This is a genomic window from Kitasatospora sp. NPDC034023 (assembly GCF_055575795.1).
The window spans coordinates 249,082-263,689 of sequence record NZ_JBVIRY010000006.1 but is presented as its reverse complement, the minus strand read 5'-3'; the positions used below and the strand labels follow the sequence as shown (position 1 = coordinate 263,689).

Below are 14,608 nucleotides of genomic sequence, written 5' to 3'. Positions count from 1 at the left end.
CTGGTCCGGTTCGGCAGGTTCACGAGCTCTCCTCGGCGGCGACGGGTGCGGCATCGCAGTCAGCAGCAGGTCCGGCAGGTCCGCCGTCGGCCACGGTCAGCGGTTCGGACGGGCGCAGCACCGCCGCCGCGCCGAGCACGCACAGCGCCAGCGCCCCCGTCGACCAGCCCAGCGCCGCCGGGCCGCCGACCGCGCCCCACAGCGCGCCGAACAGCAGCGAGCAGGCGAACCGGGACAGCGCCTGCCCGGTGCCGACCAGGGCGAGCCCGGCGCCGCGCTGCTCGGCCGGTACGGCGTCGGCGGCCGCGGCGGCGAGCACGCCGTCGGTGGCCGCGTAGAACGCGCCGTGCAGCACCAGGACGCAGATCACCGCCGGCAGTCCGCGCAGCGGCGAGAGCAGCAGCCCGTACGCGAGCAGCAGCACGCCGTGTCCGGCGAGGAAGAGCCGGTGGCGGCCGATCCGGTCGGCGAGCGCGCCGAGCGGGACGGCGAGCAGCAGGAAGGCGGCGGCGGTGCCGAGCGGCAGCAGCGGGAAGAGGGTGACGGACAGGCCCAGCCGGCGCTGGATGAGCAGGTAGAGGAAGGAGTCGCTGACGGTGGTCAGCCCGAGCAGGACGGCGCAGAGGGCGAGCCGCCGGAGCCCGGGCAGGCGCAGCAGGGTGAGGCTGTCACGCAGCGAGGGAGCCATAGTTGACGGATCGTCGGATCGCGGCCGGTTCGGCACGAACAGCAGCAGGATCAGGACGCCCAGGGCGGCGACGCAGGAGCTGACCGTGAACACCGCGTCGTAGCCGTGCCGTTCGCCGCCGTCGGCGAGCAGCGGGCCGCCGGCGAGCCGCAGCACCAGGAAGGCGGTGAGCGGTCCGAGCAGGGCGCCGGCCGTGTCCATCGCCCGGTGTACGCCGAACGCCCGTCCGCGGTGGGCGGGTTCGGTGGCGAGCGAGATCATCGCGTCCCGGGGTGCGGTGCGCAGGCCCTTGCCGGTGCGGTCGACGGCGATCACCGCGCCGATCAGCGGCACGGTGTGGACGAGCAGCAGCAGCGGCCGGCAGAGCGCGGAGAGTCCGTACCCGACGGCCGCGACGGCCTTGTGCCGGGCGGCGCCGTCGCGGCCCCGGCGGTCGGCGAGGTGGCCGCCGACGAGGCGGACAAGGGCGCTGAAGCCGTTCTGGATGCCGTCGAGCAGGCCGAAGCCGAGTGGGGAGAGGCCGAGCCCGGTGAGCAGGTAAAGGGGGAGGACGGCGGTGACCATCTCGGAGGAGATGTCGGTGACCAGGCTGACGGTGCCGAGGGCGAGCACCGTGCCGGGGACGGCGCCCCGCCGCACCGGGCCGGTGGCCGGTGCGGCGGGCGCCTTCGAGCTGCGGGAGTCCGCGACGTACACGGGCGTCAGTTCCAGATGCCGGTGATGTCGACGGCGCCGGCCGAGTTGCCCGCGTGGGCGTCGAGGCCGGCCAGGTCCTCCAGGGTGTGCAGCACGTCGTAGTGGTTGTAGGTGGTGGCGGTGCTGCTGCCGGGGGCGACGTGGGCGCCGTAGACCAGGGTCGGGATGCGGTTGCCGGACAGCCTGTTGTCCTCGTCGAAGGTGACGACGAGCAGGCTGTTGTGGCTCTTCGCCCACTGCGCGTAGGCGTCGAGGTTGCTCTGCAGCCAGGAGTCGCCGGTGCCGACGGAGCAGTCGTGCATGTCGTCGCAGAGGTCCGGGACGACGAAGGAGACCTTGGGCAGGGTGCTGTAGTCGGCCGGGAACGCGTCCATGCCGTAGGCGCTGTCGGTGGGCACGTTGCCGAAGCCGAACCACGGGTTGTGCTTCTGCGCGTAGTTGTCGACGCGGCAGTCGGTGGCGCCCTGGGCGGGCAGGCCCTCGTTGTAGCTGGCCCAGGTCTGGCCGGCGGCGAGCAGTTCGGAGGCCAGGTTGGGCCCCTGCAGCGCGCCGACGTCCACGCAGCTGTCGTCGACGATGCCCTGCGAGCTGCCGGAGAACAGCATGTAGTAGTTGGGCTGGCTGGGGTGGGTGAGCGCGTGGGACTGGGTCAGCCGCGCGCCGCCGGCCACCAGCGTGCCGTTGATGTACGGGGCGCTGGAGCTGCCGATGACCTGCGAGTAGGCGTGGTTCTCCAGGACGACGACGACCACGTGGTCCGGCGCGGGCAGGCCGGTGGCGGTGTCGGCGAGGGCGGTGTCGGCGGCCGCGCTGCCGCCCGCGGCCCAGAGGCCGAGCGAGCCGGCGATCAGGCCGAGCCCGGCGGCGAGGGCGGTCAGCGGGCGGGCCGTGCGGAGTCTGCGCTGGGGGCGGTGGGGGGTGGGGGTTCCGGGGGTGCGGGGTCGTGCGAAGGCCATGGGGTCCTCCGTGCGTCGGGCTGCCTGGCTGGAGCGCCGAGAACAGTAGGATCGCGCCGGTGTCGTGTACGGCACAAGACAGGTGAAGAACAGACGAACAGCTGTCTCCCCCTCGGCCGTCGGGCCCGACTGCACGGCCCTGTATGCACGGGCTTGAGCCGCGTCACACCCTCCGCGATTGACCCCCTCCGGCCGCCCGTGGTGGGATCGCGGGGGCCCGCTGCCGGAGGGCCGGGAACGGCAAGGAGTGCGGTACGTGATCGGACTGGTCGCCATCGACGGGCCGGGCCGCCCGCTCGCCGACGAGTTGCACGCGCGCTGGCCGGAGAGCAGCCACGTCCACCAGGCCTACCGCGGCAACTGCTCCCAGCCGCCCGACGTCCTGGACTTCGCCCTCCGCCGGTACCGGTTCGTGGTCGCCGTCGCCCCGCTCCCGACCGTCGTCTCCCTGCTGACCGGCGGCCTCGTCGACCTTCCGCGCGGCAGCGCTCTGCTCTGCGTGGACCCGCAGCGGCGCTGGGTGATCCCGATGGCCGGCGGGGACGCCGCGGAGGAGCTGTCCGTCGAGGTGGCGGCCGCCCTCGGTGTCACCCCCGTCCCCACCGGCCACGCGCCGCCGGCAGGGCCGCCCCCGGGGGTCCGGGCCGAGCCGGCCGAGGCGGCCCAGGCGACCGACGCGCCCGAGACAGCCGACCTGCCCGAGGACGCCCCGATCCTGCGGGTCACCGACCGGGAGGACCCGGGTTACGGCGACCTGCTGGTGCTCCCGCGCACCCTCGTCGTCGGGATCGGCGCCACCGGCGGTGCCAGGCGGACCGAGGCGATGCGGCTGCTGGCGGCCACGCTCGAGGAGGCCGGCCTGGCCCGCTCGGCGGTGGCCCGGCTGGCCACGGTGGCCGGCAAGGCGGACCACCCGGCGGTGCGCTGGGCCGCGTTCTGCCTCGGCGGGGTGCCGGTGGACGAGTACCCGGCGGAGGAGCTGGCGGAGGTGGCGGTGCCGAACCCGTCCGCGGTGGTCGGGGCGGCCGTCGGCACGGCGAGCGTCGCCGAGGCGGCGGCGCTGGCCGGCGCGCCGGGCGGTCGGCTCGTGGTCGCCAAGCGGAAGTCGGCGACCACTACGGTGGCGATCGCCCGGGCGACGCTGCGCGGGCGGCTCGCCCTGGTCGGCCTCGGGTCAGGCGATCCCGACCTGCCGACGCCGGGCGCGCTCACCGAACTGCGCGGCGCCTCGGCGGTAGTGGGAACACCCGAGGCGTTCGAGACGCTCGCAGCGGTCGAGAAGCTCGCAGCAGCCGAGGCGGTGGCCGGGCTGCTCCGGCCGACGACCCGGCGGATCGCGGTGGACGTCGCCGCCGGGACGACGGCGGACGGCTCCGGGGCACCCCTGGACCCCGCCGGAGCCGCCGCGCACCTCGCCGCCCACGGACACACCGTCGCACTGGTCGTCCTCGGCGACGGCGCCGGACTCACCGTGCCGCCCGGCCCGTACGAGCTCCACCGCCTGCCCGGACCGCCCGCCGTCACCGCCGACGGCACGGCCGGCGCCACCACCGCCTCCGCCCACCCCACTCAGCACCAGGGAGACCCCGCGTGACCGCCCCCGAACCCGACCTGCGCCACCACGGCGACGCCGAGGTCCGCGCCGACGGTCTCGGCCTGGTGGACCTCGCCGTCAACGTCCGCACCGGCACGCCCCCGACCTGGCTGCGCGAGCGCCTCGCGGCCACCCTCGGCGACCTCGCCGCCTACCCCGACCAGAGCACCGCCCGCGCCGCGGTGGCCGCCCGGCACGCCCGCCCGGTCGGGGAGGTGCTGCTCACCTCGGGTGCGGCGGAGGCCTTCGTCCTGCTGGCCCGCACTCTGACGTCCAGTCACATCGTCGTCGTACACCCGCAGTTCACCGAACCGGAGGCGGCACTGCGGGATGCCGGCCACCGGGTGCACCGGGTACTGCTCTCCCCCGAGGACGGGTTCCGACTCGGCGCCGTCCCCGAGGAGGCGGACCTGGTCGTCCTCGGCAACCCGACCAACCCGACCTCCGTGCTGCACCCGACCGAGGCCGTCGCCGCGCTCGCCCGGCCGGGGCGGACCCTGGTGGTGGACGAGGCGTTCATGGACACCGTGCCGGGCGAGCGGGAGTCCCTCGCCTCCGTGCGGGACCTGCCCGGCCGGGTCGTCGTCCTGCGCAGCCTCACCAAGACCTGGGGGCTGGCCGGGCTGCGCATCGGCTATGTGCTCGGGCCCGCGCCGCTGATCGCCGAACTCGCCGCCGCCCAGCCGCTCTGGCCGGTCTCCACCCCGGCGCTGGCCGCCGCCGAGGCCTGCAGCGGCCCGGCGGCGCTCGCCGAAGCGGACCGGGCCGCCGCCGAACTCGCCCTCTGGCGCGACCACCTGGTGAAGGGCCTGGCCGCCTTCCCGCAGGTGCGGATGTACGGAGAACCGGCGGCCTCCTTCGTGCTGGTCCGGCTGCCGCACGCGGCGGCCGTCCGGGAGCGGCTGCGCGAGCACGGCTTCGCGGTCCGGCGCGGCGACACCTTCCCGGGGCTCGGCGAGGAGTGGCTGCGGATCGCCGTCCGGGACCAGGACACCACCGACCGGTTCCTCAAGGCCCTTGAGGCGGTACTCAGTTCAACCTGAGCTCGTTCAGCCCCGCTCCTTCAGCCTCAGCTCCTTCAGCCACGCTCCTCCAGCCTGAGCCCCTCCAGCCTCAGGTCGTCGCCCGTCCGGATCCGCCCGGGCACCAGCACCTGTGCGTACACCCCCGCGCAGGGCAGCTCCGGCATGCCCTCCAGCGGGACCACCCGGTTCCGCTCGGCCGGGATGCGCAGGGCCTCGGTACGGCGGGGCAGCGGGCCGTGCCGCAGGGTGGGGACGGCGCAGCGCGGGGTGGCCGCCAGGACGCGCAGGCGCAGCGTCGGGCCGATGGCCAGCTCCCGCCCCACCCAGGCGTTCTCGACGAAGCCCTCATCCTCGGTTCGGATCACCAGGTTCGGCCGGTAGCGCTCGGCCTCGGAGCCGGTGGCGCGCAGTGTCGAGGTGGTGATCAGGTGCAGCGGAGCGAAGTCGAAGAACCCGCCGTCGGGCGCGGCGCGGCCCAACTCGTTGACCGTGACGTCGACTTCGGCCGCGATGCCGTGCGCCAGCACCTCCTCCGGCACGGCCCGCTCGACCGTCGCGCCGGGTGGGCGTTCGGCGACCAGCGCAACCTTGCGGCCGAGCGCCTCGGACAGCTCCGCCTCGTCCGCGCCGCGCCCGTCCGGACCGGTGATCGCCACGCCGCCGTCCGCCGTGGCCGCCGCCGCGTACCCGAGCAGGCCCGACCAGAGCCGGGGGTGCTTGGCGCTGGCCACCCGCCCGGTCGCCAGGTCGAGCAGCGCGCGCTCCCGGTCACCGGCCAGCCCCCGGCCGGTGATGTCGGCCGCGTCCAGCTCCTCCCCCAGCAGGGACTTCACGGGGTAGCGCCGCAGCCGCTCGACCGTGCCGATGCCACCCCCGACGCGCATGCCGGTACCGCTCACTGCTCCTCCTCCGCCCATTCCCGCAGCGCCTCGAAATGCAGCTCGCGCAGGCCGAACCGGGGATCGATCCAGAGCGCCACGGCCGGTCCCGGGTGGTTCGCCGCGATCCATTCGATGTCCCGCGGGCCGAGTTCGTCGTCCACCCAGACGAACGGCCGCCCGGCCGCCCAGGCGACCAGGTCCCGGGTCTTCCAGTGCAGCCCGTCCGGATCCTCGCCGAACATCTCCGTCCAAGGGATGTAAGGGAGTTCGGGCAGCCCGATGCGCGGCCCGATGAAGGTGTTGGCCTCGTCCATCCAGGTGGTCGCCCACACCAGTTCGTACGGCAGCGCGAGCAGCTCCGGCCCGTGCGCCGGGTTCAGCCACACCCGCAGCGGCTTCACCCGCCCGCGCGGCTGCGGCGCGTGGCGGGCCACCCACGACTCGGGGAGCAGCCGGTGGGTCCGGTAGCCCTCCGGGCGACGGGTCTTGGGCGCGGCGTAGGGGTTGAGCGGTCCGTCCACGTCGAGGAGGAGCAGCGGCTGCCCGGTCATGCGGCGGCCGCCCACTCCCGCAGGGCCGCGAAGTCGTCGGCCAACAGGCCTATGCGGGGGTTGACGTGCAGGGTGAGCGCCGGCCCCGGGTGGTTTGCCGCGATCCACTCGGCGTCCTGCGGGCCGAGTTCGTCGTCCACCCAGACGAACGGCCGCCCGGCCGCCCAGGCGACCACGTCCCGGGTCTTCCAGTGCAGCCCGTCCGGATCCTCGCCGAACATCTCCGTCCAGCGGATGTACGGGAGTTCGGGCAGCCCGATGCGCGGCCCGATGTGGGTGTTCGCCTCGCTCATCCACCCGGTGGCCCACACCAGTTCGTACGGCAGCGCCAGCAACTCGGGCCCGTGCGCCGGGTTCAGCCACACCCGCAGCGGCTTGACCCGGCCGGCCGGGCGCTTCGCGTGCTTCGCGCGCGTCGCCAGCCTGGCCTGCGCGGCCGCCTGCCGCTCCTGCTTCGCGACCCACCAGCCGGGCAGCAGCCGGTAGGTGCCGTAGCCGTCCGGCCGCCGCTTCGGCGCGGCGAAGGGGTTGAGCGGTCCGTCCACGTCGAGGAGGAGTAGCGGCTGCTGGGTCATGCCATGAATTCTCGGTCCGGCGGGGGCGGTTGACCAGCGATTTGCCGGTCACGATCGGGCCCTGCTTGCCTGCCCGCCTGCCCGCCTGCCCGCCTGCCGCCTGCCGCCTGCCGCCGCCCTCCGGCCGCGCGCCCCGGGCGTGCCGGGCGTACCGGCCGTGCTGGGCGTCACAGTGGCCAACCGAGTTCAACGATCCTGCGACCGTCACCCCAGCCACCCCCGGGTGCCACGCCTCGGCAGCCGGGAAGCCCGCCGACGCCCGAGCGCGCGAACGCCCGCAGGCCCTCCCCGGCGGGGGAGGGCCTGCGGGCGTCGTGCGCGCCTCGGGGGCGGTGGATCAGACCTGGCCGGCCTTCTCCAGGGCCTCGCAGCAGGTGTTGATCAGGAGGCGGGTGACCACGTAGGGGTCGATGTTGGCGTTCGGGCGGCGGTCCTCGATGTAGCCCTTCTGCTCCACCTCGACCTGCCACGGGATGCGGACGGAGGCACCGCGGTTGGAGACGCCGTAGCTGTAGACGTTCCACGGGGCGGTCTCGTGCTTGCCGGTGAGGCGGGACTGGATGTCGTCACCGTACTGGCTGACGTGCTCCAGCACCTTCTCCTGGGAGGCGCCGAGCGACTCGCAGGCGGTGATGATGGCGTCGTAGCCCTCGCGCATCGCCCGGGTGGAGAAGTTGGTGTGGGCGCCCGCGCCGTTCCAGTCGCCCCTGGCCGGCTTGGCGTCGAGGGTGGCGTCGATGCCGAACTCCTCGGCGGTGCGGTAGAGCAGGTAGCGGGCGATCCACAGGTCGTCGGAGACGGTCAGCGAGTCGACCGGGCCGATCTGGAACTCCCACTGGCCGGGCATGACCTCGGCGTTGATGCCGCAGATGGCGAGGCCGGCGTCGATGCAGCGGTCCAGGTGCAGCTCGACGATCTCGCGGCCGAAGACCTCCTCGGCGCCGACGCCGCAGTAGTAACCGCCCTGCGGGGCCGGGAAGCCGCCCTCGGGGAAGCCGAGCGGGCGGGAGCCCTTGAAGAAGGTGTACTCCTGCTCGATGCCGAAGATCGACTCCTGAGCGGCGAACTTCTCGTGCACCTCACGGAGCAGCGCGCGGGTGTTGGACTCGTGCGGGGTGCCGTCCGTCTCCAGGACCTCGCAGAGGACCAGGATGTTGTCGCCGCCACGGATCGGGTCCGGCACGACCTTCACCGGGTCCAGCACGCGGTCCGAGGCGTGGCCCTCGGCCTGGTTGGTCGAGGAACCGTCGAAGCCCCAGGTCGGGATCTTGTCGGCGTTCGGCAGGACGCGAGTCTTGGAACGGAGCTTCGCGGTCGGCTTGGTGCCGTCGATCCAGATGTACTCGGCCTTGATTGCCACGGCTTGTCCCTCGCGTTACTGGGTGGTGGGTGCCCGCGTAGCGTCGCAAGCCGCCGTTTCCCAGTTGTTCCTCTCATGTAACGCGCATGTGAACCAACCGTCCGCGTTGGCACGGTCACGGTGCGGGAGTGCCGGGGGTGGCACTCCCGCGTCGCGCGGTGCCTCCGGTGCCTGCGGTGCCCGGGTACTGCGGCGTTCCTGGCGCCCCGACACCGCCACGACACCGCCCCGACACCGCGCCGGCTCAGGGCCGGCGGGCGTGCGCGGCCCGGCGGCGCCGGGTGGCCCACAGTGCGGCCGCCCCGCCCGCGACCAGGGCCGCGGCCCCGGCGGCCAGCGGGCCGGTGGCGCTGCTGCCGCCGGTGGTGGCCAGCCGTTCCGGCTGCACGGACCTCTCCGCCCCGGCCTGCGGGACGGCGGCGCGCGAGGTGGTGGCATCGGCCACCGGCTGGGCGGTGGGCGCGGTGCTCGGGGTGTTCGGGGTGTTCACGGCGGACGGGCCGGCCGACGGCGCCGTGGGCTTCTCGCAGCCCACCGAGGCGACGGTGACCTTCCCGGTGACCTTGGCGACGTTCAGGTTCAGCGGGTTCACCTCCACCTGCACCTCCAGGGCCGAGGCGGCGGCGGTGGTCGTGGTGGTGGTCTTCTTGGAGAACTCCACCGACACGCTGCCGATCAGCGGCACGTCCACCCTGGTCGGCCCGTACAGGCCGACGGTGACCGGCTTGCCGAGCACGGTCAGCTTGGCAGGCGCGACCACGTCCGCCGTCGGCGGCCCGTCCACCGGGCAGGTCACCTCGGCGCTCATGGCCTCCAGGCCGAGCAGCGCGGTGGCGGGCAGGCCGGGGGCGTGCACGTCGGCGTTGACCAGCTTGACGGAGGCCGCGGCGCCCTTGGCGTCGACGCGGGTCACGGACTTGCCGACGTCCGCCTTGACCAGGGTGACCGGACCCTGCTGGTCGACACCGTCCACAGTGGCGGTGAGTACGGAGCCGTCCCTCTGGGCCGGCGACTCCACCTTGTTCAGCGCGATGTTCACCGGGACGTCCACGGCGTTGTTCAACAGCTTGACGTCCAGGGCGAGTTCGGCGGTGACGGCGCGCGCCTTGCCCGGGGAGGACGCGGTGGACGGGACGGCCGAAGCAGCCGGGGCAGCCGGGGCGGCGGGAGCGGCAGGGGCGGCAGGGGCCGCTTGGACGGGCCCGGCGGTGAGGGCGGTGCTCACCAGCACGACGGCGGTTGCGGAAGCGATTCGGCGAGAAGACATGGCGGTACCCCCACACAGATGAAACGATGAGCCGCCAGTCTTCTCGAACAATCCGTCACATCAGCAACACAGAACGTAATTTCACCCGTTGGAGTGAGATTGACGTTCCGGGCTGACCCGACTCTGCTAGAGGGGCCGCACCCCTACGGCAGCCGCCAGTCCACCGGCTGCGCCCCCTGCCGCACCAGCAGCTCGTTCGCCCGGCTGAACGGCCGCGAGCCGAAGAAGCCGCGGTCGGCCGACATCGGGCTCGGGTGCGCCGACTCGATCGCCGGGACCTGTCCGAGCCCCGGCCGCAGCCTGCGGGCATCGGCCCCCCACAGGATCGCCACCAGCGGCCCCCCGCGCGCCACCAGCGCCCGGATCGCCTGCTCGGTGACGTCCTCCCAGCCCTTGCCCCGGTGCGCCGCGGGCTTGCCCGGCGCGGTGGTCAGCGCGCGGTTGAGCAGCAGCACGCCCTGCTGCGTCCACGGCGTGAGGTCGCCGTTGGACGGCTGCGGCAGGCCGAGGTCGGTGCCGTACTCCCGGTAGATGTTGATCAGGCTCGCCGGGATCGGCCGCACCTCCGGCGCCACCGAGAAGCTGAGCCCGACGGCGTGGCCGGGGGTCGGGTACGGGTCCTGCCCGACGATCAGCACCCGCACGTCGGCGAAGGGCTGCTGGAAGGCTCGCAGCACGTTCGGGCCGGAGGGCAGGTAGGTGCGGCCGGCGGCCAGCTCGGTGCGCAGGAAGTCGCCCATCGCGGCCACCCGTCCGGCGACGGGTTCCAGGGCGGTGGCCCAGCCGGGCTCGACGATCTCATTCAGTGGACGCGGTGCCATGGTCGCCACCCTATCGGCCTACACCGACAGGGCGTTCAGCGGATGATCATGTGATCAAGGGCCCGCCGGAGGGCCCTCCCCGCGGCCCTCACAGCAACCCTCACAGTAACCGGACAAACGCTCAACGAACCGGTCAACGAACCAGCCGACCAACGGCCGACCAACCGGGCCGACCGTCAGCCGACCGGCCGCCCCCGCAGCACCACCAGACGCGGGTCCGCCAGCACCCGGACGTCCGCCCGGGGGTCCTCCGCGTACACCACGAAGTCCGCCGGCGCGCCCTCCTCCAGGCCCGGCCGCCCCAGCCACTGCCGCGCACCCCAGCTCGCCGCCGACAGCGCCTCGGCCGGACTCAGCCCCGCCTTCACCAGCTCCGCCACCTCGTCCGCGACCAGCCCGTGTGCCAGCGAGCCGCCCGCGTCCGTGCCGACGAACACCGGGATGCCCGCGTCGTGCGCGGCGCCCACGGTGTCGTACCGGCGCTCGTGCAGCCGCCGCATGTGCGCGGACCAGGCCGGGAACTTGGCCTCGCCGCCGGCCGCGAGGTCCGGGAAGGTGGCGATGTTGACCAGGGTCGGGACGATAGCGACGCCGCGCTCGGCGAAGACCGGGATCAGCTCCTCGGTCAGCCCGGTGGCGTGCTCGACGCAGTCGATCCCGGCCGCCAGCAGGTCCGGCAGGGACTCCGCGGAGAAGCAGTGCGCGGTGACCCGCGCGCCCTCCTCGTGCGCCGCCGCGATCGCCTCGGCCAGCGCGTCGCCGGGCCAGCAGGCGGTGAGGTCGCCGCGCTCGCGGTCGATCCAGTCGCCGACCAGCTTCACCCAGCCGTCCCCGCGCCGGGCCTCGGCCCGGACGTACGCGGCCAGGTCGCCGGGCTCGATCTCGTGCGCGTAGTTGCGGATGTAGCGGCGGGTGCGGGCGATGTGCCGCCCGGCGCGGATGATCCGGGGCAGGTCCTCGCGCTCGTCGATCCACCGGGTGTCGGCCGCCGAGCCCGCGTCGCGGATCAGCAGGGTGCCCGCGTCACGGTCGGTGAGCGCCTGCTTCTCGCTGGTCTGCGCGTCCACCGCGCCGTGCGCGTCCAGTCCGACGTGGCAGTGCGCGTCCACCAGGCCCGGCAGCACCCAGCCGGTCACGGTGCGCACGTCCCCGGCGGACGGCGGACGGGTGAAGCTCACCCGGCCGTCCACCACCCAGAGTTCGTCCCGGACGTCCTCCGGGCCGACCAGCACCCGACCCCGCACGTGCAGCACCGCACCATCACTCATGGCCGCACTCTACCGACGGGGGCGCCACGTGTAAGCAGCAAGAATGCGGCACACTCGTTCCGGCACCCACCACCCCGTAGACGAAAGCCCGCGAAAGGCCGTGAAGCCGTGAGTCCCTTCCTCGACCTCCCCCCGCTCAGCGCCGCCGAGTTCGCGGCGATCGAGGACCAGGTGGCCGCGCTGCTGCACACCGAGGCCGACGTCATCGTCACCCAGGGCGAGGCCCTCCTCCCCCTGGAGGCCGCGATCCGCGGCGCCGCGCACCCGGGCTCCACCGCGCTCAACATCGTCACCGGCCCGTACGGGCAGACCTTCGGCAACTGGCTGCGCTCCTGCGGCACGACCGTCGTCGACCTCGCCGTCCCCTTCGACAGCGCGGTGAGCGCCCGGCAGGTGGCCGAGGCCCTGGACGCCGACCCGGCGATCGACTTCGTCTCGCTCGTCCACGCCGAGGCCGCCACCGGAAACACCAACCCGGTCGCCGAGATCGGCGCCGTGGTCCGCGAGCACGGCGCCCTGCTGATGCTCGACGCGGTCGCCTCCGTCGCCGCCGAGCCGCTGCTCACCGACGCCTGGGGCATCGACCTGTGCGTGATCGGCGGCCAGAAGGCGATGGGCGGCCCGGCCGGGGTGTCCGCCGTCTCGGTCTCCGAGCGCGCCTGGGAGCGGATCGCCGCCAACCCGGCCGCGCCGCGCCGCTCCTACCTGTCGCTGCTCGACTGGAAGGAGCGCTGGACCGACGCCGGTCGCGCCGTACTCCCGCACGCCCCGGCCCAGTTGGAGATGCTCGCGCTCGGCGCCTGCCTGGACCGGATCGCCGCCGACGGCCTGCCCGCCGTCATCGCCCGCCACCGCGCCGCCGCGGCCGCCACCCGGGCCGGCGTCCGCGCGCTCGGCACCCTGACCCCCTTCGTCACCGAGGACGCCCACGCCGCCCCGGTCGCCACCACCCTGCGCACCCCGGACGGCCTGCACGCGGCAGAACTCGCCGCCCTCCTCGACCCGGCCCTGCCCGTCCAGCCGGGCGGCGGCGCGCTGGCCGCCTCCATGCTCCGGATCAACCACTACGGACCGGCGGCCACGCTGGACACCGTCCGCGCATGCCTCACCGGCCTGGCGACGGCCACGAACGCCGCCGCGGAGCCGGCCCTGGCCGCCGCCGAGGCCGCCTGGAGCGCGACCGTCGACGCCTGAGGACACAGCACTGCGGCCCCCGGAGGACGTCCTCCGGGGGCCGCACCCGCTCCGGGACGCCTCAGTGCCCGCCGGCGTCCACCACCTCGACGCCCCGGATGTTCCGCTCGATCTCCTCCGTGGGCAGCGCGACCGCCAGCGCCCAGTAGTAGACGACCAGCGAGAACACCACCACGACGCCGATGTCCCACCACAGCGGCAGGTTCCCCTGCGAGCCCTCGCCGAAGGTGCCCTGCCAGGAGACGATCCCCATCCCGACCAGGTAGACCGGCAGCCACTGCCCCGCCTTGAAGTCCATCCGCGGCGCGTTCGGCACTCCCTTGGACGCGGCGTACGCGGAGTAGCCGCCGAGCAGCACGTACCCGATCACGATCGCCAGGCCGAGGCGCCACAGGGTGTCCCAGCCCGACCAGTAGATGACCAGGCTCGCCACCACGAAGGCCAGCGGCGAGATGACCGTGCCGCCGGGCAGGTGGTACGAGCGCTCCATCCCCGGCAGCCGCTTGCGCAGCACGCCGAAGGCCAGCGGCGCACCCGCGTACATCAGCACGACGGCCGAGGTGATGAAGCCGACCAGCCGCTGCCAGCTCGGGAAGGGCAGGAAGCAGATCACCCCGGCGACCCAGGCGATGATCAGGCCCAGCCAGGGCACCGAGCGCTTGTCGGTGTACTGCAGGGCCTGTGGGGCGTAGCCGTTGCGGCTCAGGCCGTACGTCACCCGCGAGCTGGAGGTCATGTAGACCAGCCCGGTGCCGGCGGGCGAGATGATCGCGTCGATGAACAGGACGGTGGCCAGCCAGCCCAGGCCGATCAGGGTGGCGAGGCCCGCGAACGGTCCGCTGATGCCGGGGTAGGTGAGCGTGCCCCAGCCGCCGGCGAAGGTGTCCGGCGGCAGGGCGCCGATGAACACCACCTGGAGCATGACGTAGATGATCGTGCCGATCACCACCGACCCCAGGACGGCCCGGGGGATGTCCCGCCGGGGGTTGCGGCTCTCGCCGGCCCACTGGATGGCCTGCTCGAAGCCGAGCAGCGCGAAGATCACCCCGCTGGTGCTGATCGCGGCGAGCACGCCCTTGGCGCCGTCCGGTGCGAAGCCGTGGACGCTGAAGTTGGAGCCGTGGAACTCGGTGATCCCGAGCGCGAAGATGGTCAGGATCGGGACGGCGACCTTCCACACGGTGGCCACGCTGTTGGTGTGGGCGAGGAGCCTGACGCCGAGGAAGTTGATCGCGACGAAGACACCCATCAGCGCGGCCGCGACCACGAACCCTGCGGCGGTGAGCGTCAGGTTCTTGTTCAGCAGGCCGTCCGCCCAGGACCAGTGCTGGGCGTAGTTGATCATCGCCTGCACCTCGATCGGCGCGATCGTCGCCGCCTGCAGCCAGGTGAACCAGCCGAAGGACATCCCCGCGAACCCGCCGAAGGCGTAGTGCGGATACCGCGCCGTCCCGCCCGCCACCGGGAACAGCCCACCCAGCTCGGCGTGCACCAGCGCCAGCAGGATGATCGCCACCGCGCCGACCCCCCACGACACCAACGCCGCCGGCCCCGCCGCCACCGCCGCCTTCTGCGCCCCGAACAGCCACCCGGAGCCGATGATCGCGCCGACCGAGGCCCACAGCAGCCCGGCGACCCCGACCTCGCGCTTGAGCCCGGTATGCCCGGAGGCTCCCGTACTCGAATTCGTATCGGCATGAGCCATGCCCGGCCGCCTCTCACCTATCAGGAC

At 73.9% G+C, this 14,608-nt stretch carries 13 protein-coding genes; 3 read left to right on the top strand and 10 right to left on the bottom strand.

Features of this window, described 5'->3' with window-relative positions:
- Window positions 1–19: 19 nt before the first annotated feature.
- Window positions 20–1,384, bottom strand: a complete 1,365-nt coding sequence (locus ACZ52R_RS12260) for an MFS transporter (RefSeq protein WP_465621065.1) — start codon at window positions 1,382–1,384, stop codon at window positions 20–22.
- Window positions 1,385–1,389: 5 nt separating this feature from the next.
- Window positions 1,390–2,340 (bottom strand): alkaline phosphatase family protein, encoded by a 951-nt coding sequence (locus ACZ52R_RS12255; protein WP_360499555.1) that lies wholly within the window; start codon window positions 2,338–2,340, stop codon window positions 1,390–1,392.
- A 256-nt stretch (window positions 2,341–2,596) separates the two neighbouring features.
- Between ACZ52R_RS12255 and ACZ52R_RS12250 the strand changes: the two genes are divergently transcribed.
- Window positions 2,597–3,934, top strand: coding sequence for a cobalamin biosynthesis protein (locus tag ACZ52R_RS12250; RefSeq protein ID WP_465753426.1), 1,338 nt, complete (start codon window positions 2,597–2,599; stop codon window positions 3,932–3,934).
- The gene (gene cobC / locus ACZ52R_RS12245) at window positions 3,931–4,977 is read left to right on the top strand and encodes an Rv2231c family pyridoxal phosphate-dependent protein CobC (RefSeq protein WP_465753425.1); all 1,047 of its coding nucleotides are present in this window, start codon (window positions 3,931–3,933) and stop codon (window positions 4,975–4,977) included. Before ACZ52R_RS12250 ends, cobC begins: the two co-directional genes overlap by 4 nt.
- 35 nt (window positions 4,978–5,012) lie before the next feature.
- Here the strand turns inward: cobC and ACZ52R_RS12240 are convergent, their stop codons facing one another.
- From ACZ52R_RS12240 to ACZ52R_RS12210, 7 genes are all read right to left on the bottom strand, one after another.
- Complete coding sequence (locus ACZ52R_RS12240; protein ID WP_465621061.1) at window positions 5,013–5,858, bottom strand: MOSC domain-containing protein; 846 nt, start codon at window positions 5,856–5,858, stop codon at window positions 5,013–5,015.
- Window positions 5,855–6,391, bottom strand: coding sequence for a hypothetical protein (locus ACZ52R_RS12235; protein WP_465753424.1), 537 nt, complete (start codon window positions 6,389–6,391; stop codon window positions 5,855–5,857). The genes ACZ52R_RS12240 and ACZ52R_RS12235 overlap by 4 nt, the downstream gene beginning before the upstream one ends.
- Window positions 6,388–6,966, bottom strand: a complete 579-nt coding sequence (locus ACZ52R_RS12230; RefSeq protein WP_465621059.1) for a hypothetical protein — start codon at window positions 6,964–6,966, stop codon at window positions 6,388–6,390. The genes ACZ52R_RS12235 and ACZ52R_RS12230 overlap by 4 nt, the downstream gene beginning before the upstream one ends.
- Window positions 6,967–7,303: 337 nt before the next feature.
- Window positions 7,304–8,326, bottom strand: a complete 1,023-nt coding sequence (gene glnII, locus ACZ52R_RS12225; RefSeq protein WP_360499544.1) for a glutamine synthetase — start codon at window positions 8,324–8,326, stop codon at window positions 7,304–7,306.
- A 244-nt stretch (window positions 8,327–8,570) separates the two neighbouring features.
- On the bottom strand, window positions 8,571–9,593 hold the full coding sequence (locus ACZ52R_RS12220; protein WP_465662635.1) for an SCO1860 family LAETG-anchored protein: 1,023 nt from the start codon (window positions 9,591–9,593) through the stop codon (window positions 8,571–8,573).
- 143 nt (window positions 9,594–9,736) lie between these two features.
- Entirely contained in the window at window positions 9,737–10,414 is a 678-nt protein-coding gene (locus ACZ52R_RS12215) for a uracil-DNA glycosylase (protein ID WP_360499540.1), read from the bottom strand.
- A 176-nt stretch (window positions 10,415–10,590) separates the two neighbouring features.
- Window positions 10,591–11,682, bottom strand: a complete 1,092-nt coding sequence (locus ACZ52R_RS12210) for an amidohydrolase family protein (protein ID WP_360499538.1) — start codon at window positions 11,680–11,682, stop codon at window positions 10,591–10,593.
- A gap of 108 nt (window positions 11,683–11,790) precedes the next feature.
- On the opposite strand from ACZ52R_RS12210, the gene ACZ52R_RS12205 reads away from it, so the two are divergent.
- Complete coding sequence (locus ACZ52R_RS12205) at window positions 11,791–12,876, top strand: pyridoxal-phosphate-dependent aminotransferase family protein (protein ID WP_465621045.1); 1,086 nt, start codon at window positions 11,791–11,793, stop codon at window positions 12,874–12,876.
- Window positions 12,877–12,937: 61 nt separating this feature from the next.
- Here the strand turns inward: ACZ52R_RS12205 and ACZ52R_RS12200 are convergent, their stop codons facing one another.
- Window positions 12,938–14,581, bottom strand: coding sequence for an APC family permease (locus tag ACZ52R_RS12200; protein ID WP_465621043.1), 1,644 nt, complete (start codon window positions 14,579–14,581; stop codon window positions 12,938–12,940).
- Window positions 14,582–14,608: the final 27 nt, after the last annotated feature.

What these genes read in the sequence shown, in the direction of transcription:
- ACZ52R_RS12255 (WP_360499555.1), bottom strand. Translation starts at nt 2,340, where the DNA reads ATGGCCTTCGCACGACCCCGCACCCCCGGAACCCCCACCCCCCACCGC.
- ACZ52R_RS12235 (WP_465753424.1), bottom strand. Translation starts at nt 6,391, where the DNA reads ATGACCGGGCAGCCGCTGCTCCTCCTCGACGTGGACGGACCGCTCAAC.
- ACZ52R_RS12230 (WP_465621059.1), bottom strand. Translation starts at nt 6,966, where the DNA reads ATGACCCAGCAGCCGCTACTCCTCCTCGACGTGGACGGACCGCTCAAC.
- ACZ52R_RS12220 (WP_465662635.1), bottom strand. Translation starts at nt 9,593, where the DNA reads ATGTCTTCTCGCCGAATCGCTTCCGCAACCGCCGTCGTGCTGGTGAGC.
- ACZ52R_RS12215 (WP_360499540.1), bottom strand. Translation starts at nt 10,414, where the DNA reads ATGGCACCGCGTCCACTGAATGAGATCGTCGAGCCCGGCTGGGCCACC.
- ACZ52R_RS12210 (WP_360499538.1), bottom strand. Translation starts at nt 11,682, where the DNA reads ATGAGTGATGGTGCGGTGCTGCACGTGCGGGGTCGGGTGCTGGTCGGC.
- ACZ52R_RS12200 (WP_465621043.1), bottom strand. Translation starts at nt 14,581, where the DNA reads ATGGCTCATGCCGATACGAATTCGAGTACGGGAGCCTCCGGGCATACC.